Genomic DNA, 19218 nt, shown 5'->3' on the forward strand with positions numbered 1-19218 from the left:
TTCATTATGTCTTAAAATATTAAAATTTTCAAAAAAAACTTGTGTAGCTAAATAACTACACATATATTTGTAGTCAAATAACTACACAATGAATTTAAGAAGAGATGTATTCCAGGCGATTGCAGACCCTACCAGAAGATCCATATTGATGCTGGTGGCTGCTCAATCCATGACTGCAGGAGCCATTGCTTCCAATTTCGATACCGCAAGACCTACTGTTTCCAAGCATCTTCAGATCCTTACAGAATGTGAGTTGCTGAGATCAGAACAGAACGGTCGTGAAATTACTTACCACCTCAATCCCCATAAAATGAAAGAAATAGCCGATTTTATAGAGCCGTTCCGCAAAATGTGGGATGAGAAATTCAATAAGCTGGAAAGTGTGATGAAAGCGTATCAGAATTTGAAAAATGAGTAATAATAAGTAAGACAGATAGATAATAGACGAAGAGATGAGAGACGATGATGTCAAAGTTTAACTTGTGGATTGTATATAGTTAATTTTGCTTCGCAAGTGAATCGTTAATCATCAGGGAAAGGTTACCAACCTTAAACGCTCCCACTCTAAAAGCCTAATACTTTAATACTCTAAAACACCAAAACCCTCAAACTCAAAATATGGAACTAAAAACAAAAATCCAGGCAGAAGATGGCAAACAGGAAATCTTCATTATCAGAGAATTTGATCTTCCTGTAGAATTGCTTTTCAAAGCGTATACAGAAGCTGAACTTTTTGAACAATGGATGGGAACGAAAGTCACCAAGTTTGAAAACAAACAACATGGAAGTTACCGTTTCGAAACTTCTAATCCTCAGGGAGAAGTAATGTTTAGTGCCAACGGAACCATTCATGACATTGTTGAAAATGAGAAAATTATAAGAACATTCCAGATGGAAAACACTCCTTTTCCGGTTCAGATCGAGTTTTTAGCATTTGAAAAACTAACGGATACCACCAGCAAAATCACAATCCAGACGATATACAAATCCGTAGATTTCAGAGATCAACATCTGAAAATGCCTTTTGCACAGGGAATTAATAGGGCACATGATCGTTTGCAGGAGCTGTTTAGAGACCAATAGATAATAGATAATAGATAATAGACGAAGAGATGAGAGACGATGATGTCTGAATTTAACTTGTGGATGCTAATCGTCAATTTCGCTTCGCAATTGAGTCGTGAATGATCAGTGAAAGGATAACAACCTTGAACTTTAAACATGAAACTTTGAACGTTATCACGCTCCCACTCTAATACTCTAATACTCTAATACTCTCAAACCCAACTCCATGAATCCAAAAGTTAATTTTTTCTTCGAAAATGCCACACAGTGGAAAGAAGAATTTGAAGCATTAAGAACCATTGCTCTAAGTACCGAATTGGTAGAAGATTTAAAATGGGGCTGCCCGTGTTATACCTATGAAGGAAAAAATATATTCTTAATTCACGGATTTAAAGAATATTGCGCTCTGCTCTTTTTTAAAGGTGCTTTGATGAAAGATCCCGACCAGATTCTTATTCAGCAGTCTGAAAATGTGCAGGCAGCAAGACAAATCCGTTTTACAGAAGTACAGCAGATCCATGATCTTAAAAAGGAACTTCGGGCGTATATGTTTGAAGCGGTTGAGATTGAAGAATCCGGAGTGAAGGTTGAAATGAAGAAAACCAAAGACTTTGAAATGGTTGAAGAGTTTCAAAACAGACTGGATCAGAATGCTGTATTAAAAGATGCTTTTGAAGCCTTAACACCAGGCCGACAAAGAGCTTACCTACTCCACTTTTCCTCTGCCAAACAATCCAAGACCAGGGAAGCAAGAATCGAGAAATGCATCCCCCAAATCCTCGAAGGAAAAGGCATTAACGACTAATCACAAAAACAATTACTATGGAAACATCAAACAAATCAGAAAAAAGAAAAAGAATCATCTATTGGGTATTTACCCTTTGGATGGCCTTAGGTATGGTCTCAACAGCCATTGTTCAACTTATGAAAAATAAAGATGAGCTTGCCAATTTTACTACCCTTGGTTATCCGGCTTATCTTATGACCATCATCGGAGTATGGAAAATTTTGGGAGTCATTGCTATTCTCATCCCGAAGCGGTTGCTATTAAAAGAATGGGCTTATGCAGGATTTTTCTTCGTGATGTCCGGAGCTGTGATCTCACACCTTATTGTGGGAGATATTGCCGGAAGAACTTTCCCTGCTGTATTGCTGTTTGTGCTGGTTATTATTTCATGGTATTTCAGACCTGCCAACAGAAAAATTACTATTATTGACTAATAATTTTTGATAGTAAAATTATTTAAAATTAATTTTATCTCAGATAAAATCATTGCGCCTTAAAAATATTCTCAGCTTCCAAAACCTCTTGCGCCTTTGCGATTTCCAACAACAGAAACCAACTCATTCAAAATAACAAACAGTAAAACAAAATTTAACATGAAAAAGAAATCATTAACTCCCGAACAAAGCCATGCTCTTTTAAAAGTACTTCAAACCCGTTTTGAAAAAAATATGCCCCGCCACAAAAGCCTGAAATGGGAAAACATCCAGTCCAAACTGGAAGCCAGCCCTGAAAAACTCTGGTCTTTAAACGAAATGGAAGAAACAGAAGGTGAACCTGACGTAGTGGATTATAACCAGAAAACAGACGAATATCTCTTCTTCGACTGCTCCCCGGAAAGCCCAAAACGCAGAAGCCTTTGCTACGATTACCAGGCATGGGAATCAAGAAAAGCCAACAAACCGGAAAGTAATGTTATTGATAAAGCCTCAGAAATGGGTATTGACATTTTAACCGAAGAACAATATCGTCATCTTCAGGAACTTGGAAAGTTTGATCAGAAAACATCCAGCTGGATACAAACACCTGCTTCAATTCGGGAACTTGGAGGCGCTGTTTTCTGCGACAGACGCTACAATACGGTTTTCTATTACCATAACGGTGCAGATTCTTATTATGCAGCGAGAGGGTTTAGGGGGAGTTTGAGAGTTTGAGGGTTCTAGAGTTTGAGAGTGTTAGAGTGGAAATGAAAAATCAAAGATTTTTCAAAACTTATGCGCACTTCTTTATACACAAAGCTTGTCTCTTAAAATAACTTAAGTGTCTAAAAACTTTTGTGACTTTTGTGGTTAAACAATACTTTTGAACCATTAAGATAGTACTCAATGGTTCAAAAAAGTGTTCATTAATTTTGCAGCCAGGGAGATTCCACGCTCCAGAATATAATATTAACTCCAAGAAAATTCTGTGCATAATTCACAAATTCTTCTTTTGTAAAGGGCTTTTTTGTTTTTGGATTGATATAAGTTAAAGTGCGCTCCTGAACTGCCATAGCGACCAGTGGCAATTTTCCTTTATATTGATTAAAAAACGGATAAGAGTTTTTCATCTGAGCCTTTTTATCAGGAACAATGTCCGGTCCGCCCAAACCTATCTTATTTTTATCGGCAAAATCAAACAATCTGGACATATACTGATGATCATTTTCCCATTCACACGGAAAGAAATTGACATATTGTAATACATAAGATTCTTTGAATGCTTGCCTTGCAAATTTTAAATTTTCCAACTCAGCCTGAAAATAGTTGTCACAGCTAAACCCGGTTTTATCTTTTTTCATTTCAATATCTATTGAGGTTTCAGGAAGATTAATTCCCTGAATTCTCCCATCAAACCTTTTCCCCAGCTCTCCAATCAGCTTTTGATATCTTGCTCTAACTGCAGGATTCCATTGCTGGGTTACCCAACCACTTCCAATAGGTTTATCCTCGCCCGGATTATCATATTGTGCCACCAATCCACCGGTATACTCCTTTTCCTTTAAAATATAATCAGGAACGTACCTTGCCTGAGGTTCAAAAAATCTGTCTTGGAGCTGTATAAACAATTTTTTATCTAAAGAAGTCAGATACTCTAAATCTTTTTCAATACCTGAAAAATTATAAACATCTTTTGAAGTCTCCAAAGCTCTCCAATTATAGACAATCTGCACTCCGCCAATATCTTTTCGTACAATCATCTTTTCAATATTCTGCAGATCTCCTGACGAAGTATAAATATAGTTTTGAGGTGTTTGCCCCATCAAAAAATTTACCCCTAAAAATAATAATCCTAATCCCAGCTTTCTGACAGTCTGTTTCATAATATGAATTTAAAAATAAAATAATATGAATCATTTTCCGTGCCCAAGTGAATGATATTTTTAAACTTTTATAAAATATCCATTAATATATAAATAGTATCACTAATTTAGCGCTTCAAAATTTGATTTTAAATAACTAAGGATATGAAGAAATTAATCTTATTAGGTGCTGTTTCAGCATTTTTAATCAATTGTAATAAAAAAACGGAAGCTCCTGCTCCTAAAGTTGATACTGATACTATTGCAGTAGAAGAACCTGTAGTAGATACGCTGGGTCCAAAATCGTTCTGCTATGTAGGAGTAACTGGAAAAGACAGTGTTTTCGCTTCTATTGACGACAACCTGGGAACCATCACTGGGAAATTATCTTATAAAAACAGTGAAAAAGACAGTTCAAAAGGAGACGTAACAGGATTCAAATCTGGAGATACTCTGAAACTAACCTACGAATTTTCTTCTGAAGGTAAAAAAAGCAAAAGAGATATTTACTTCTTACAGAAAGACAATGCTTTAACAGAAGGTATCGGAGATCATAAAGAAGAAGACGGACAGTCAAAATATGCGGATGAAAAGAAAATCAGCTATAAAGACGGACAAAAGCTAAGCACAGCTGACTGTAAAGTAGTGAGCAAAGCCGTAAAATAAACAAACTCTATTAAAGCCAAATAAAAATGCTGTTCTCAACACCTGAGAACAGCATTTTGTTTTATAAATTGTAAACCACAAACATCTGCGAAATCTTTGCAATCTGCAAGAAACTTATACATTATTAATCTAATAAGATCATTGAGATTATTCATTTCATTCCGTTCAGAATGACAAATTAAAATTCCAACAAAATAGAATCTCTAAACTTCCTTCTCCCAATAATTTTCTACAATATTCCTAATGAATCCAACATATAATTTTAAATGGGCTGGCTCGCTAAATATAGAAAACTGATCATGAGTCGTATGAAAACTCATATAAAAGAGCCAGAAACCAACTGCAAGATATGGTACCGAAGCTAGTTCCTCAGGACTCACTGCACGATATTCCTTATATCCATTCAGAAAAATATGATAGGAGTTTTGCAATTCTTCATCAGTCATTCTTCTTGCAGAAACATCCAGTACAAAATGCAACCAAAATGTCATGATATCATTAACGAGACAACCATATCCCATAAAATCAAAATCGAAAAAGGTAACCGTATCATGATCAAAATGAAAATTCTTAGGCAAAAAATCAAAATGACAATATCCTTTTGAGAACTCTGAGGTATCAAAAGCCGCCCACTTACGTTCTAATTGAACAGCAATCGTCTGCAACCATTCATAATCTTCAGGATTTTCTGTAAAAAAGGGCTTTAACCTTTCCAAAGGGTTAAAAACAGTAGTTTGAAGATCAAAATTCCATCGTTCATATTCAACTTTAAAATCAGAAGACACATTATGAAAGCGAGCCATTTCATTTCCCATCATACGAAGCTGATTGTCATTCATGACTCTAACAACCCTACCTTTAGCATAAGAAAACAGTACAGCATGTCTTTCCCCTTCTATAGCATTCAACTTTAAAATAGTCTGTCCGGAAAGATCAGCTATCGGATAAGAAACAGATACCTGAGCATCTTTTAATGCCTGTAATAATCTTACTTCTTCTTTGATGTGATTCAAACTTCGATGAGAAGAACGATAAATACGAAGGATAAAGGATTCATTGTCCGATTCTATCAGATAAGTATCTCCCACCCCTCGAACCAAGAGCTTGCATTGAGTATTTTTAAGTCCGTATTTTTCAGCAATAAGTTCAGATAATGCCTTTGGGCAAAGTGTTGAGTAGGTAGCAGGAAAAATAGAATTCATAGTATTTATTTACTTTATATTTATAAAATTTAAATCCATATTCTTTTAAAAAATATGGACTTAAATGTATTTCAGATCTCAATAACTTCTCTTATTAGAGCCTCCTTACTTCAATAGTATTATAATTCTTTTTTAAGAATTTCAATGAATTGGTTTACAGCTTCATCACTTGTACTCCATGAGGTAATCAAACGGATAGCAGAAAACTCTTCATCTATTTTTTTCCAGACAAAGAATTCAAAGCTTTCTGATAAAACCTGGATAAGCTCATTGCTTAGAATTGGAAAAATCTGATTGGTATAGGTATCGGAAAGGAATTTCACTCCTTTTTCCTGCAAAGCATGCTTTATCTTCATAGCCTGTTGATTGGCATGTTTGGCCAGATCAAAATACAAGTCATTCTTCATCAGTTCCAGAAACTGAATTCCTAATAATCTTCCTTTTGCCAATAACGCTCCTTTCTGCTTAATATTAAACGCAAAATCTTCCTGAAGAGCAGGATTATTAATTACAATAGCTTCTCCTATCAAAGCTCCGTTTTTCGTTCCTCCCAGATAGAAGATATCCGTTAATTCCGCTACTTTTTCCAGCGTAAGATCACTGATTTCAGAAGTTAATCCATGCCCAAGCCTTGCTCCATCCATAAACAGGTAAAGGCGATTTTGTTTACAGAACGTTGAAAGCTCTTCAAGCTCTTTAGCCTGATAAATCGTTCCAAGCTCAGTAGAATTGGAAATATAAACCAATTTAGGCATCACCTGATGCGGAACATTGCTGTGATTTTCCAACACCGGAATAATGTCTGATGGCTTTAATTTTCCATCTTCCGTTTCAATGCTTAAAATTTTGTGACCTGTGGCTTCAATGGCTCCCGTTTCGTTGTTCAGAATATGTCCTGTAGACGCTGAAATAGCGCATTGATAAGGTTTTAAAACAGAAGAGATAACAATTAAGTTCGCCTGTGTACCTCCAGAAACCAGATAAACATCAGAATCAGTTTTATTGATTTTAGCTTTAATTAATTCCTTTGCTTTTAAAGAATATTCATCTTCTCCATACCCCGCTTGCTGATCAAGATTATATTGTAAAAGTGCCTGTAAAATGTTCGGGTGACATCCCTCAGAATAATCGTTTTTAAATGAAAATTTCATACAGTAAAATTAAAAAAAGTTAAAATAACAAGAGTGATCTTTTAATATTATTTTGTTAGATTTGTAGTGAAAATCATCTAACATTTTGAAAACAACCCTAACAGAAGAAAATTACCTGAAAGCTTTGTTTCATTTAGTTGACAATGAAGGAAAGGTGACGATTAACGAACTCAGCAAATTTTTAAATGTAAAAATGCCGAGCGTTAACAATATGATGAAAAAGTTTGCAGAAAAAAAATGGGTCATTTACGAGACCTATAAACCATTGATCGTTACTGCCAGCGGAAAACGTGAAGCAGCATTAGTCGTTCGAAAGCACAGACTTACCGAAATGTTTCTGGTTAAGAAAATGAATTTCGGCTGGGAAAACGTTCATGAAATTGCAGAACAGCTGGAGCATGTACATTCCCAAATCTTCTTTGATAAAATGGACGAAATTCTGGATTACCCTAAATTTGATCCCCACGGAGAACCGATTCCTGATAAAGACGGAAATATTATTGCCCAGGATCTCCAGAAATTAAGCAGCTGTGAAGAGGGAGAAACCGTTGTATTTGCATCAGTAACCCTTTCAGATGATGCTTTCCTAACTTATTTAAATGATCGAAAGCTTCTCCTGAATACCAAGGTAAAAGTTATTAAAATCGAAAGTTTTGATAAGTCGATGACGCTGGAAATTGAGGGTCAAAAAGAAATTCTCAGTAAAAAAGCCACTGAAAAAATATTGGTAAAAAAATAATCACCATAAAGGCTGCTTCAACAATGAAGCAGCTTTTTTTGCCACGAATACACGAATTTTTTATATATGAAGTATGATATTCTATGTGCCTTAGAAAATATGATATTAAAAAAATTGTGTCCTTGCGTTTTCCAACAATCCCCTCAAATAATACCCCCTCTTCCACAACTGTTAAAAAACGGTTAAACTTCTTTTCTTAAAAAACTTCGAAGATTAATTTCACTACGTTTGCAAATATTCTGTTGAGATTCGTCTATCTCATAAGTACCAAAATTTTAACTATTACCTTAAAAATTTATGAAAAAAAGCATTCAGTTTTTTATTGTTTCGATGTTGTTGAGCCCTTTTGCAAGTGCACAGGTAAAAGATTTTGTAATCGAACAGCCACCGATTAAACATAACTTATATATTTACAAAACTTTCGGAGTATTCGGAGGTAAAGAATATTCTGCCAATTCAGTATATCTTATCACTAAAAAAGGGGTTGTTTTATTTGATGTTCCATGGGAAAAAGTACAGTATCAAAGCCTGATGGATACCATAAAAAAACGTCATAACTTACCTGTTATTGCTGTATTTGCTACCCATTCTCATGATGACCGTGCCGGAGATCTGAGTTTCTTTAATAACAAAGGAATTAAAACTTATGCTACTACTAAAACCAATGAATTCCTAAAAAAAGATGGGAAAGCCACCTCTAGTGAAATCACTAAAATCGGAAAACCTTACCGTATTGGTGGAGAAGAGTTTGTGGTAGACTTTCTTGGTGAAGGACATACTGCCGATAATGTTGTAGTATGGTTCCCAAAATACAATGTATTAGATGGTGGATGCCTTGTAAAAAGCAATTCAGCTACTGATTTAGGATATACTAAAGAAGCCAATGTAGAAGAATGGCCAAAGACCATGAAAAAACTGCAAACCAAATATTCAAAAGCTACCCTTATTCTTCCCGGACATGATGAATGGAAAGGCGGTGGACATGTTGAACACACTTTAGAACTTTTGAACAAGAAATAGTCTGATCAAAAACATCAATAAAAAATCCCGAATGAAGTTCATTCGGGATTTGTATTTGATAGAGAGTTGAATTAGTCTAGTACACTCCAACCTCTTTTTGGATTGGTATTAGTAGAAACTTCCTGCTCATTAACAATGATATTTTCTTTTCTCTGACCAATGTAATCCAATTCGCTCAATTTAGAGAAAATAATTTCTAAACTTCTTAGCATCTGTTGAATATACAATAATGGCTCTCCACAATTATGGTGATCGTAGTTTGTTTCAGCTACAATAGACAATTGATTCAATAAAGTATGAGGAGCAATCTCACTCCATTCTAAGCTATAGTTCAGCATTTCTTCCAATTCGGCAGGAACCAGAAGTTGTGTAGAATTATATAAATGAAGGGCTAATCTTGCAAAAGATTCAATTAAAAATACCGGTGGCTGATAAGGTGTAATATTTCTGAATTGGAAATACATATCGCCAAAAGTAGTTACCATCGTATTACAAACAAACTTAACATTCTGGGCTAAGGCTGTATTCTGATTCTTGTGAGAAGCTTTCTGAATGATTTTGAAAGCATATTGCTGTAGATTTCCAATAGATTTTGCAAAATTGCTGTAATATTCTACCAAGGCCGGATGACTTTGAACCGAAGTACAAGGTGGAATAAAATTAGAATCTACCTGGGCAATGTTTGCCTTTAAGTCTACTTTTCCGATAATCAGGTAATTTCCTCCTGAATAGCTGCTGTTCAAAGACGTTACAGGAAGAAGTTCAATATGGTGATTCGGTTGTGCATTTGGGTGACGTGGCGGAATTTCTTCCGGATCAATATCTCCAAAAGGAACTTTATCAAAAGGATTTACAGAAATCAGAATATAATATTCGCCATCAGCCTGTTCTTCACTCATAGACTTTGCCAGCGATTTTACACTGATTCTTCTGTCATTTAATTCGATACGATAACCTGCCATGGTAACAGCGCTGCATCTTTTGATCACCAACTGTACATCATTGGTAGCAGTATTATGAACATCAAAAATTGTGCGATCTGTATACTCTGTAGAAATAGGCAAAAGCCCATAGTTATATGTAGTAATCCCAAGTGAATTGGAATCTCTGATGGTATCAATTAAGAAATTATCCTGATCATTCAGATGTCTTTGGGAAACTTTCATCCCATCCACCCAGTTGATTGCAAAATGTTTAATAGGCTGTATCATGTTTAATACTTTTTAATTTTTGTGTTTATGATTTTCTTGTGACTCCCTCCTCTTCATGTTGAATGACTCTCTTACAAATCACCACTTCGTTTTCAGAAATGCTATTTGCAGTAATGTCCTGGTCGAAATCTATATATTTTCTAAAGCTGAAAAACGATTTTTTGGTATAAAAGATCCAATAATAAGGTTCTCTTACTTCATCTGAAAGATGGATAATAGATCCCGGATTCTTATGATTATAATCATCTACCACTCTATAAAACCAGTCACCAAAAGTGATCCCAGTGGGAAGGGTCTTCGCTTTAATTCGGAATCGGTTTGAATCTTCAAGGTTTTTACTTAATTCAACATTCAAAACCATTAAACGATCAAAATCTGCCCCTTCAAAATCAGGAAGTTTTTGTTCCGGAGAATATCTCCAGGTTTTATAAATATCAAAAGGAATACTGATAAACTGAATATAGCAATAGTAAAACACCATTGGAACAACAAAGATCAGCATACTTGTAGCTGCCATCACAGCATACCCTGTATCTCTACTCATCCAATTGAATAATAGAGTAAACAAATAGCCACCCAATACAATACACGTCAATGAAAGTATAGATTCAAACAAAATACTCATTGCCAGAGAATCAATATGCTTTTTGAAATATTTGTGTAATAAGTTAACGTGAATAATCCCAAAAATAAGGTAAACAACCTGTGCTATGAGATACCAGTACGGATTAAAAAGATTTCCGGCAAATCCAAAAAAACCTGGTAGAGCCAGGCATAAACTGCACAGAAGAACGTATACAATAATTACTTTAATTTTGATCGCAGGTTTGTTTCTCCTAATAATTCCCAGGATAAACACCATAATGATTGCGATTAAAGGCATTAAAATATACCTTAAAAAAATACCTTTTACTGAAGAAATTTCCATTTGTTTCTTTTCGAATTTATACTTTGTTGGTAGTTGTAAATATAATAAAATAATTTAGAGGAATGTAGAGTATCCAAGGCGGCTGGCATTTCTTTCATCATCCTCAAGACTGAAAGAATATTCCAGCTTTTCGGTAACAAAATTCTCTTCTATATCCACAGTTACAGGAAGAAAATAATCATACAGTGTCTGAAGAACTTTTCTGAATGGGCTTCCCGGAATGTATTTTTTCATTTCCTCATAAGGGATTGGGCCCATATTTACCACCCAGTTTCGCTGCCCATCCATATGTTTTCCACTCGGAATATAGGTTACCCCCAATCTTGAATTCCCCAGCAGCATTGAATCGTTATTTTTTTCTATTTCATCAACAACATTGGGAGAAAAGGTTACTTTAACCGGAACCTGAAGAAAAGCGGTCATACATCTTTCAAACCATCTTTTGTCTCCACGGATCTGATGAAAAAATGGCAGAATATGCATGAATATATAAGCGCTCTGTTTATCCAGCATATCAATAAGCGGCCAAAGTTCACTTACCGTCTCCAGTAAAGCATCCGTATTGCTTGTAATATCAAATTCAGACTCTTTAAGAAGAGCACTTATTTCTGTGAAAAAGACTTCCAGCTCAAAAGGACGGAAAAATTTACGGGCATCATCCTCTACTCTTTTTTGCTTTCTGATCTCTCTTACAACCGTATCTACATTTTTTCTGGAAGCTCCGAGAGAAGGTGGGTGAAACAACCCTTCAGGAAGATAATCATAAATCCCTTCCCTATAACTTTCTATCGTAAAAACTTCCTCATCAAAACCTAAATAACTGCTCGAAATGCTTTTAATATCTTTAAGATAAGCACGATCGTTCACACCGACTCTTTCAATAAATATATTGCTTACCGTCCGATGATATTTTAAAAGATTAACAGCCACAGCTTCCGCTTTAAAGTCTGTCTGCAGCTTATTATAGTTCATATCTACAATATTATTCTCATGCATAGTGTTTCCTGTGATTATGACTTGTAAAGATAATATATCTCATAAGTTTGAAAAAATATTTTGGCAATAATTTTATTCTAAAAATACTAATTTATTGACATTAAAAGGAATTATTTTCAGTAAATTCCGTAAAAATACGGTAATAAGAGAATTTGTTCAATGTTTAAAGTTAAAAGCTGGTTGCTAATAATCAATCAGTTAACATTTCAAAGGATTCGAAATCTAATTTTTTAGTCCGGTGCAAGATACATCCGTTTTTAAAATATAGCTTGATCGATAAGCGTTACGATCATTTAAAGTTTCAACCTATATGCTTAATTAGCATTAAAATATAGTATATAATTATTTCGTATCTGAATTTACATTCCCCTAAATTCATCCCAAACCTAGCATAATTCCCTATTTTATTCAGATTAAGTTTTATTAACATTATTCTTTGGAATAAATTCAGGATAATGTATGCTCATTCGGAAAGCGGGCCGTATCTTTGCAGACTGAAAATTGTTATTTAAAATGAAAAGTATTTATTCTAAAATTCTGATTTTAGCATTCATTTCCTCTTCACTGTATTCTTATGCGTGGGGATTGACGGGGCATAGAGTAATTGCAGACATTGCAGAAAATCACCTTTCCAGAAAGGCTAAGAGAGAAATCAAAAAAATAATGGGCAAGGAACGTCTTGCATACTGGGCTAACTGGCCGGATTTCATCAAATCTGATACGACAGGAGTTTGGAAGCAGGCTTCATCATGGCATTATGTAAATATTGATCCACAAACTGATCTTAAAGCTTTTGATCAAAATTTAAAAATGCAGGCAGGACCAAGTCTTTACACTCAGGTAAATACTTTATCCAGCCAGATTAAAGATGAAAAAACGTCAGCAAAAGACAGAAAGATTGCTTTGATCTTCCTTATTCATATTATGGGAGACCTGGCTCAACCATTACACGTAGGAAGAGCTGATGATTTAGGGGGAAACAAAATTAATGTTACCTATTTCGGTGATAAAACTAATTTACATTCTGTTTGGGACGGAAAATTAGTAGACTCTCAAAAGTACAGCTATACTGAATATTCTAAACTTTTAGATATTAAATCAAAAGAAGAAGTTGCACAAATTCAATCCGGAACGCTGGAGGACTGGTTGTATGATTCTCACAAAATCGCCAACAAGATCTATGCACAGACTCCTGACGGATCAAAATTATCTTATGATTACCAATACAAATTCAATGATACTCTTGAAAGACAATTGCTATACGGAGGATTGAGATTGGCTAAAGTATTGAATGAGCTATTCTAATTGAAAATAAAATTCTTATAGATACAGATAAAAACGGGACTTCGGTCCCGTTTTTTTGTTTTAAAGTTCTAGGTTTAAGGTTTGATGTTGTATATTCTATGAAAATTATTTGTTTTAAACCATCCCGTCAAAAAGTCTTTAAATTTTTGATACCCTACAAAGGATGGGAGGAATGACAGCCATTCTCAATAAAAGAAATGAGGAATTTACTTTTCTGTATTTCTCTTGATTAGAAAATATTATTTCCGACTTTTAAATCTTGTTCTGGAGCCTTCTATTCACATTTAATTAAAATATTTAATAAAAAAGTAAAACTTGTGTAACCTTTTTGTATTTCCATACGTATATTATATAGTAACTCTTTTTTTGAGGATAAAATAAATGAGACAATTAAAAATCACTAAGCAGGTTACCAACAGGGAAACTGCTTCATTAGACAAGTATTTGCAGGAAATTGGTAAAGTGGAACTGATTACTGCGGACGAGGAAGTAGAATTGGCACAAAGAATACGTGCTGGTGATAGAGCCGCATTGGAGAAATTAATTAAAGCCAACCTTCGTTTCGTAGTTTCTGTATCTAAGCAATACCAAAATCAAGGTCTTTCCTTACCCGATTTGATTAATGAGGGTAACTTAGGATTAATGAAGGCGGCAAAAAGGTACGATGAAACTAGAGGTTTCAAATTTATCTCTTATGCAGTATGGTGGATCCGTCAATCAATTTTACAGGCGTTAGCTGAACAATCAAGAATTGTAAGACTTCCGTTGAACAAAATTGGTTCCATCAATAAAATTAATAAAGCATACGCTCACCTTGAGCAAGAAAATGAAAGACCCCCTTCTCCGGAAGAATTGGCTGAAGTTCTTGACATGAGTGAGGAAGATATCAAAGAATCTATGAAAAACTCCGGTAGACACCTGTCTATGGATGCACCTTTAGTAGAAGGTGAAGATTCTAATCTTTATGATGTATTACGTTCAGGAGAATCTCCAAGTCCTGATAAAGATTTAATGCTTGAATCTCTTCAGATTGAAATCGAAAGAGCATTGAATACTTTAACTCCAAGAGAGGCTGATTTGGTAAGATTATACTTTGGATTGAACGGAAAACACCCAATGACTTTAGAGGAAATTGGTGAGACTTTCGATCTTACAAGAGAGAGAGTTCGTCAGATCAAAGAAAAAGCAATTAAGAGACTAAAACACAATACCAGAAGTAAGATCCTTAAATCTTATTTAGGTAAATAATTTTAGCGCAAACAATTTTATAAGCGGAGTCTGTTTTCAGGCTCCGTTTTTTTTATTTTTGTAGATATAGCATTTGTAACAATTATGAAAACCTTATCAACTAATAGATAAGACATCAATTTCCACCAATACAATATAAACTTAACTACAATCATAATGAAAAAAATACTTTTCGCAATAACATTGACTTTATCTGTACTTTCCTGTAGAGAAAGTCAGCGTCAAAATCCTCCCATTATAGAGAATGCTATTGATAATGCAGAATCTTCTGTATCAGGATCTTTTAAAAGCTATCGTGATGATAATCTTATTGATAAAACTTACTCTGAGCTTATTAAAAATAATAAAACCCTTAAGGCACTTGATGATAAAATACTGAAAACCCAAAAAGAAAGTGCCGAACTCTTAAAAACATATGATGAAATACTTGGCAAATCTGATGCGTTTTACAAAGAAGCCGGATATTCAGCAAAATCTATTACAGATTCTTTGATCAAACAGCAAATTGAAAAAGAAATTCAAACCGGTGCTGATCAATACAGTGTAAAAACCAGGAATATTATTTCACTAATTGCACAAATTAATAAAAACAATGTCAATCTGAACAACTTATATACTGCCTTTAAAATTAGAAAAGCACTTTCTGAAATTGAAAAATATCAAAACGCTCATCCTTTAAAAGCAGATAGCTTGGACGCTTTTATCAATAAACAGAACAAACTGTTGGAAGAATTAAAAAATATAAAATAATACCTTTTATGAAATATACTACGAAATGGCTTACAGATAAAACACGTGTTGAAGAACTCGTAGATTTTTTTATCGCTCATAAAACAGATTCCTATATCTCTCACAGTGAAATTATGTATGGCAGGGCTTTGGATTCTCAAAACTGGAATCCTGACCTTAGAGCTGTATTCACTGAACAGCTTATGAACGATTATGATTATGACGGGACTTCAAAACTGAATATTCTAATCGCTGAAAATGAAGAAGGAAAAATTGTCGGAATGCTAGTTTTCAATATAATCAATAGTCCATTTAAAAAGTATGCTATTCTGGAAGATATGCTTTTGGATCAATCGGTAAGAGGGCAATCTCTGGGAAGCAGGCTTTTGGAAGAGGTAATTCAGGAATCCAAAAACTGGAATATAAGCTTTATTATGCTGGAAAGTGGTGTTGACAACCATGGCGCCCATCATTTTTTCGGTAAGTATGGCTTCCAAAAAGTATCTGAAAGCTTTATGCTAACATTATAGATCTATCTTATAAAACTGACATAACCCTAAGTTATCTCATTATAAGTCAGGTATTTTCAACAAACGAATACATCAATTATTTATTAGTGAATCCGGAACAAAAATCAAATCAATCTCATGAATACCATTTCAATCATCGGAGCCGGAATTGGCGGACTCACCTTAGGAAATGTTCTAAAACAAAATGGATACGATTTTACCATTTACGAAGCTGCACCGGAAATAAAACCTGTAGGAGCTGGAATCATGATGGCAGTAAATGCCATGCAGGTATTTGACCAATTAGGATTGAAAGAAAAAATTGAAAATGCAGGAAACAAAATTCATAGGATAACCATCGTTAATGAATCTTTAAGACCTATTTCCAAAACTGAGATTCTTGATCTTGAACATCAATACAATTCCTGTAATGTTGCCATTCACCGGGCAGAGCTGCAACGGATTCTTGCACAAAATCTGGATCAAAGATCTATTCAGCTCAATCATTCCTTACAGAAAATTGAAAAGAAGGAAAACTATATCTTAAATTTTCAGAACGGAACTCAGCAGGAAAGTAAAATTGTCTTTGGGGCAGATGGTATCAAATCCAATATCCGAGCTCAGATCATGAAAACAGGTACAATTAGAAGTACAGGACAAAAATGCTGGCGCGGCCTGTTAGACTTTGATCTGCCTGAAAAATTTCATCAGGAAGCCCTTGAAATATGGGGAAAAGGAAAACGTTTTGGTTTTGTAAAGATTTCCGATAAAAAAGTCTATTGGTATGCCTGTATTAATGAGAAAAGTTTTGGCCGTTATTCTGAACTGAAAGATATTTTTGGTGATTTTGATTCTTTAGCTATAAAGCTTATTGAGGCAACTTCAAAAGAAAACATTATCTGTAATGAAATTACCGACCTCACTCCTATTTCTAAATGGTATTCTGAAAATCTCTGTCTGATAGGAGATGCAGCCCATGCTACCACACCTAATATGGGGCAAGGGGCATGTCAGGCCATTGAAGATGCTTATATCATTGGTAAACTATTGGAAAAAAGTAAGGATTTTAATTCCATTTTTGAAGAATTTCAAAAAATAAGAAGAAAAAAAGTAGACTATATTGTGAAGACCAGCCGTAGCATCGGAAAAATTTCTCAATGGGAGCATGGCAATTCATTACGGAATTTCATGATGAGTTTAATTCCTGAAAGCATTAACGAAAAGATGGTCAAAAAAATCATTGAATTGGAGAGATAAATCTAACCATCACATTTCCAGCTAAAAGCACCAATATTTTTCACTTTTTTTAGAAATAAATGACTAAATTAACCAAAATCAAAAAAATATGAAAAAAATCTTTTATGTATTTCTTCTTATCATGGGAGTTACTACAGCAAGGGCACAAGATGTTCCATTGCTAGACAGAGGGTTATTCTTTGGAAATCCTGAGATTTCCGGCGGACAGTTAAGCCCGGATGGAAAATGGATTTCATTTACCAAAGAATATGACGGGATCATGAATATTTGGGTAAAAAAAATTGATGAGCCTTTTGAAAAAGCACGTCCATTAACAGACAGCAAGCGCCCGCTAAATGGATATTTCTGGTCAGAAGACGGCAAATATATATTGTATGTAAAGGATAAAAACGGAGATGAGAACATGAATATTTTTGCCGTAGATCCAATGGCAAAGGCTACAAACGGAGTTCCTGAGTCAAGGAATCTGACCCCAATCAATGAAGTAAGAGCTCAGATCTATATGGTCAGCAGAAAAGATCCTGATCTTATGATGATTGGATTAAATAATCGTGATAAAGCATGGCATGATCTATATTCATTAAAAATTTCTACGGGTGAACTGAAAAAAATATTCGAAAATAAAGACCGCATTACAGGGTACAATTTCGATTGGGATGAAAAGCTTAGAATTTTGAACAGAACGGATGATAAAGGGACTACCCAGTTTCTTTATAAGGATGGTGAAAAACTAACTCCTATCTATGAAACATTAGTAACTGAAGAAGCCTATATTCCAAATTGGAATGAAGACAACTCAAAGCTTTACCTGGTAACTAACAAAGGAAATCTGGATCAATCTACATTATTTATGATGGATCCAAAAACCAAACAAACTACAAAAATAGAAAGTGATCCTAAAGGAAAAGTCGATTTCGGTGGACTGTTTATGGACAGAAATACCAGAAAAATAATTTCTACTTCTTATACCGGGGATAAAACTGATTATTACTGGAAGGATAAAACATGGGAGGCCAATTATAAATTTTTAAAAAGCAAATTCCCTGGAAGAGAGGTTGATTTCTCAAGCTCAACAAAAGATTATTCTAAATTTTTAATCTCTGTTTGGGGTGATCAATATGTTTCTGAGTCTTATTTCTTCGATACCAAAACAAAAGAATTAATTTTCCAGTATACTCCAAGACCAGCACTGAAGAAAGTTGAAAAGTATCTGGCTTCTATGACCCCTATTCGCTATAAAAGTAGTGATGGACTTGAAATTCCGGCTTATTTTACTCTACCATCTGGATCTTCAGGCAAGAACATACCTGTAGTAGTCCTGGTTCATGGAGGACCAAAGGGACCAAGAGACTATTGGGGATATAATTCAATCGTACAGTTTTTGGCGAACAGAGGATATGCTGTACTGCAGCCTAACTTCAGAGCAAGTGGTGGATATGGGAAAAAATTTCAAAATGCAGGTGATCTGCAATGGGGAAAATTGATGCAGGATGATATCACCTGGGGAGTAAAACATCTGATTGAAAAGGGAATCGCTGATAAAAATAAAGTGGTTATTATGGGAGGCAGCTATGGTGGATATGCCACTCTTGCTGGATTAGCCTTCACTCCTGATGTATATGCAGCAGGAGTAGATATTGTGGGACCAAGTAACCTTTTCACCCTTTTGGATTCTGTTCCTGCATACTGGGAAGCTGCACGTGCTTCTCTTTATGGTATGGTAGGTGATCCCAAGACTGAAGAAGGTAAAAAGCTAATGCGTGAGGCCAGCCCTTTATTTAGTGTCAATAAAATCATTAAACCTTTACTGATTATTCAGGGAGCTAATGACCCTAGGGTAAAACAGGCTGAAGCAGACCAGATCGTCATTGCCCTTCGTGATAAAGGGAAAAAAGTAAATTATATTTTAGCTGATGATGAAGGACACGGATTCAGGAAACCGATTAACAGCATGGCGATGTATGCTGAAACAGAAAAGTTCCTTTCCGAAGTTATTGGTGGAAGATACCAGAAAGACATGCCTGAAAATGTAGCAAAACGCCTGAAAGAAATGACAGTCGATATTACAAAGGTTACTTATACTCCTACAGAAAAAGTTAAGGAGACCCAATCTAAAAAATAAACGAT

The 19218-nt window shown here is 34.9% G+C and carries 20 protein-coding genes; 14 read left to right on the plus strand and 6 right to left on the minus strand.

Going from position 1 to position 19218, the window contains the following annotated elements; translation table 11 throughout:
- Positions 1 to 88 precede the first annotated feature (88 nt).
- The 5 genes from EL260_RS14185 (at position 89) to EL260_RS14205 (ending at position 3003) form a co-directional block, all read left to right on the plus strand.
- Positions 89 to 418: an ArsR/SmtB family transcription factor gene (locus EL260_RS14185; protein WP_123855972.1), complete on the plus strand. Its 330-nt coding sequence runs from the start codon at positions 89 to 91 to the stop codon at positions 416 to 418.
- Positions 419 to 618: 200 nt separating this feature from the next.
- On the plus strand, positions 619 to 1083 hold the full coding sequence (locus tag EL260_RS14190) for an SRPBCC domain-containing protein (RefSeq protein WP_123855973.1): 465 nt from the start codon (positions 619 to 621) through the stop codon (positions 1081 to 1083).
- A 208-nt stretch (positions 1084 to 1291) separates the two neighbouring features.
- Positions 1292 to 1870 carry a YdeI/OmpD-associated family protein gene (locus EL260_RS14195; RefSeq protein ID WP_123855974.1) on the plus strand — a complete coding sequence of 193 codons (579 nt, stop codon included), beginning with the start codon at positions 1292 to 1294 and terminating at the stop codon, positions 1868 to 1870.
- 17 nt (positions 1871 to 1887) lie between these two features.
- Entirely contained in the window at positions 1888 to 2286 is a 399-nt protein-coding gene (locus EL260_RS14200; protein WP_123855975.1) for a DoxX family protein, read from the plus strand.
- A 159-nt stretch (positions 2287 to 2445) separates the two neighbouring features.
- Positions 2446 to 3003 carry a DUF4256 domain-containing protein gene (locus EL260_RS14205; RefSeq protein WP_123855976.1) on the plus strand — a complete coding sequence of 186 codons (558 nt, stop codon included), beginning with the start codon at positions 2446 to 2448 and terminating at the stop codon, positions 3001 to 3003.
- A 191-nt stretch (positions 3004 to 3194) separates the two neighbouring features.
- On the opposite strand, the gene EL260_RS14210 is transcribed toward EL260_RS14205, so the two are convergent.
- Positions 3195 to 4151 carry a hypothetical protein gene (locus EL260_RS14210; RefSeq protein ID WP_123855977.1) on the minus strand — a complete coding sequence of 319 codons (957 nt, stop codon included), beginning with the start codon at positions 4149 to 4151 and terminating at the stop codon, positions 3195 to 3197.
- A gap of 144 nt (positions 4152 to 4295) precedes the next feature.
- Between EL260_RS14210 and EL260_RS14215 the strand changes: the two genes are divergently transcribed.
- Complete coding sequence (locus tag EL260_RS14215; protein ID WP_123855978.1) at positions 4296 to 4796, plus strand: hypothetical protein; 501 nt, start codon at positions 4296 to 4298, stop codon at positions 4794 to 4796.
- A 203-nt stretch (positions 4797 to 4999) separates the two neighbouring features.
- Here the strand turns inward: EL260_RS14215 and EL260_RS14220 are convergent, their stop codons facing one another.
- Both EL260_RS14220 and EL260_RS14225 read right to left on the minus strand, forming a co-directional pair.
- On the minus strand, positions 5000 to 5998 hold the full coding sequence (locus tag EL260_RS14220; RefSeq protein WP_123855979.1) for a phosphotransferase enzyme family protein: 999 nt from the start codon (positions 5996 to 5998) through the stop codon (positions 5000 to 5002).
- Positions 5999 to 6117: 119 nt separating this feature from the next.
- Complete coding sequence (locus EL260_RS14225; protein ID WP_123855980.1) at positions 6118 to 7149, minus strand: threonine aldolase family protein; 1032 nt, start codon at positions 7147 to 7149, stop codon at positions 6118 to 6120.
- A gap of 85 nt (positions 7150 to 7234) precedes the next feature.
- Between EL260_RS14225 and EL260_RS14230 the strand changes: the two genes are divergently transcribed.
- Together EL260_RS14230 and blaIND are read left to right on the plus strand one after the other, a co-directional pair.
- Positions 7235 to 7888, plus strand: coding sequence for a metal-dependent transcriptional regulator (locus EL260_RS14230; protein ID WP_123855981.1), 654 nt, complete (start codon positions 7235 to 7237; stop codon positions 7886 to 7888).
- A gap of 297 nt (positions 7889 to 8185) precedes the next feature.
- Positions 8186 to 8908 (plus strand): IND family subclass B1 metallo-beta-lactamase, encoded by a 723-nt coding sequence (gene blaIND / locus EL260_RS14235; RefSeq protein ID WP_123855982.1) that lies wholly within the window; start codon positions 8186 to 8188, stop codon positions 8906 to 8908.
- Positions 8909 to 8979: 71 nt separating this feature from the next.
- On the opposite strand, the gene EL260_RS14240 is transcribed toward blaIND, so the two are convergent.
- Genes EL260_RS14240 through EL260_RS14250 form a run of 3 tightly spaced genes read right to left on the minus strand, consistent with a single transcriptional unit; the run spans position 8980 to position 12019 of the window.
- Positions 8980 to 10119, minus strand: coding sequence for a hypothetical protein (locus EL260_RS14240; RefSeq protein ID WP_123855983.1), 1140 nt, complete (start codon positions 10117 to 10119; stop codon positions 8980 to 8982).
- Positions 10120 to 10144: 25 nt separating this feature from the next.
- On the minus strand, positions 10145 to 11047 hold the full coding sequence (locus EL260_RS14245) for a TssN family type VI secretion system protein (protein WP_123855984.1): 903 nt from the start codon (positions 11045 to 11047) through the stop codon (positions 10145 to 10147).
- 54 nt (positions 11048 to 11101) lie between these two features.
- Positions 11102 to 12019 (minus strand): type VI secretion system baseplate subunit TssG, encoded by a 918-nt coding sequence (locus EL260_RS14250; protein WP_228445465.1) that lies wholly within the window; start codon positions 12017 to 12019, stop codon positions 11102 to 11104.
- 537 nt (positions 12020 to 12556) lie between these two features.
- On the opposite strand from EL260_RS14250, the gene EL260_RS14255 reads away from it, so the two are divergent.
- The 6 genes from EL260_RS14255 (at position 12557) to EL260_RS14280 (ending at position 19213) form a co-directional block, all read left to right on the plus strand.
- A complete protein-coding gene (locus EL260_RS14255; protein WP_123855986.1) occupies positions 12557 to 13348 on the plus strand; it encodes a S1/P1 nuclease in 792 nt (263 codons plus the stop codon).
- Positions 13349 to 13729: 381 nt separating this feature from the next.
- The gene (locus tag EL260_RS14260; RefSeq protein WP_002979276.1) at positions 13730 to 14596 is read left to right on the plus strand and encodes a sigma-70 family RNA polymerase sigma factor; all 867 of its coding nucleotides are present in this window, start codon (positions 13730 to 13732) and stop codon (positions 14594 to 14596) included.
- Positions 14597 to 14752: 156 nt separating this feature from the next.
- Positions 14753 to 15346 (plus strand): hypothetical protein, encoded by a 594-nt coding sequence (locus EL260_RS14265; RefSeq protein ID WP_123855987.1) that lies wholly within the window; start codon positions 14753 to 14755, stop codon positions 15344 to 15346.
- An 8-nt stretch (positions 15347 to 15354) separates the two neighbouring features.
- The gene (locus EL260_RS14270) at positions 15355 to 15855 is read left to right on the plus strand and encodes a GNAT family N-acetyltransferase (protein ID WP_123855988.1); all 501 of its coding nucleotides are present in this window, start codon (positions 15355 to 15357) and stop codon (positions 15853 to 15855) included.
- A 117-nt stretch (positions 15856 to 15972) separates the two neighbouring features.
- The gene (locus EL260_RS14275; protein WP_123855989.1) at positions 15973 to 17091 is read left to right on the plus strand and encodes an FAD-dependent monooxygenase; all 1119 of its coding nucleotides are present in this window, start codon (positions 15973 to 15975) and stop codon (positions 17089 to 17091) included.
- 88 nt (positions 17092 to 17179) lie between these two features.
- Positions 17180 to 19213, plus strand: a complete 2034-nt coding sequence (locus tag EL260_RS14280; protein WP_123855990.1) for a S9 family peptidase — start codon at positions 17180 to 17182, stop codon at positions 19211 to 19213.
- Positions 19214 to 19218 lie beyond the last annotated feature (5 nt).

The organism is Chryseobacterium nakagawai, assembly GCF_900637665.1.
Classification (GTDB): domain Bacteria; phylum Bacteroidota; class Bacteroidia; order Flavobacteriales; family Weeksellaceae; genus Chryseobacterium; species Chryseobacterium nakagawai.

Coding starts and splice junctions, on each gene's coding strand:
- EL260_RS14205 (WP_123855976.1), top strand. CDS start 2,446: ATGAAAAAGAAATCATTAACTCCCGAACAAAGCCATGCTCTTTTAAAA.
- EL260_RS14195 (WP_123855974.1), top strand. CDS start 1,292: ATGAATCCAAAAGTTAATTTTTTCTTCGAAAATGCCACACAGTGGAAA.
- EL260_RS14270 (WP_123855988.1), top strand. CDS start 15,355: ATGAAATATACTACGAAATGGCTTACAGATAAAACACGTGTTGAAGAA.
- EL260_RS14190 (WP_123855973.1), top strand. CDS start 619: ATGGAACTAAAAACAAAAATCCAGGCAGAAGATGGCAAACAGGAAATC.
- EL260_RS14245 (WP_123855984.1), bottom strand. CDS start 11,047: ATGGAAATTTCTTCAGTAAAAGGTATTTTTTTAAGGTATATTTTAATG.
- EL260_RS14280 (WP_123855990.1), top strand. CDS start 17,180: ATGAAAAAAATCTTTTATGTATTTCTTCTTATCATGGGAGTTACTACA.
- EL260_RS14250 (WP_228445465.1), bottom strand. CDS start 12,019: ATGAACTATAATAAGCTGCAGACAGACTTTAAAGCGGAAGCTGTGGCT.
- EL260_RS14275 (WP_123855989.1), top strand. CDS start 15,973: ATGAATACCATTTCAATCATCGGAGCCGGAATTGGCGGACTCACCTTA.
- EL260_RS14185 (WP_123855972.1), top strand. CDS start 89: ATGAATTTAAGAAGAGATGTATTCCAGGCGATTGCAGACCCTACCAGA.
- EL260_RS14215 (WP_123855978.1), top strand. CDS start 4,296: ATGAAGAAATTAATCTTATTAGGTGCTGTTTCAGCATTTTTAATCAAT.
- EL260_RS14265 (WP_123855987.1), top strand. CDS start 14,753: ATGAAAAAAATACTTTTCGCAATAACATTGACTTTATCTGTACTTTCC.
- EL260_RS14240 (WP_123855983.1), bottom strand. CDS start 10,119: ATGATACAGCCTATTAAACATTTTGCAATCAACTGGGTGGATGGGATG.
- EL260_RS14220 (WP_123855979.1), bottom strand. CDS start 5,998: ATGAATTCTATTTTTCCTGCTACCTACTCAACACTTTGCCCAAAGGCA.
- EL260_RS14210 (WP_123855977.1), bottom strand. CDS start 4,151: ATGAAACAGACTGTCAGAAAGCTGGGATTAGGATTATTATTTTTAGGG.
- blaIND (WP_123855982.1), top strand. CDS start 8,186: ATGAAAAAAAGCATTCAGTTTTTTATTGTTTCGATGTTGTTGAGCCCT.
- EL260_RS14260 (WP_002979276.1), top strand. CDS start 13,730: ATGAGACAATTAAAAATCACTAAGCAGGTTACCAACAGGGAAACTGCT.
- EL260_RS14200 (WP_123855975.1), top strand. CDS start 1,888: ATGGAAACATCAAACAAATCAGAAAAAAGAAAAAGAATCATCTATTGG.
- EL260_RS14225 (WP_123855980.1), bottom strand. CDS start 7,149: ATGAAATTTTCATTTAAAAACGATTATTCTGAGGGATGTCACCCGAAC.
- EL260_RS14255 (WP_123855986.1), top strand. CDS start 12,557: ATGAAAAGTATTTATTCTAAAATTCTGATTTTAGCATTCATTTCCTCT.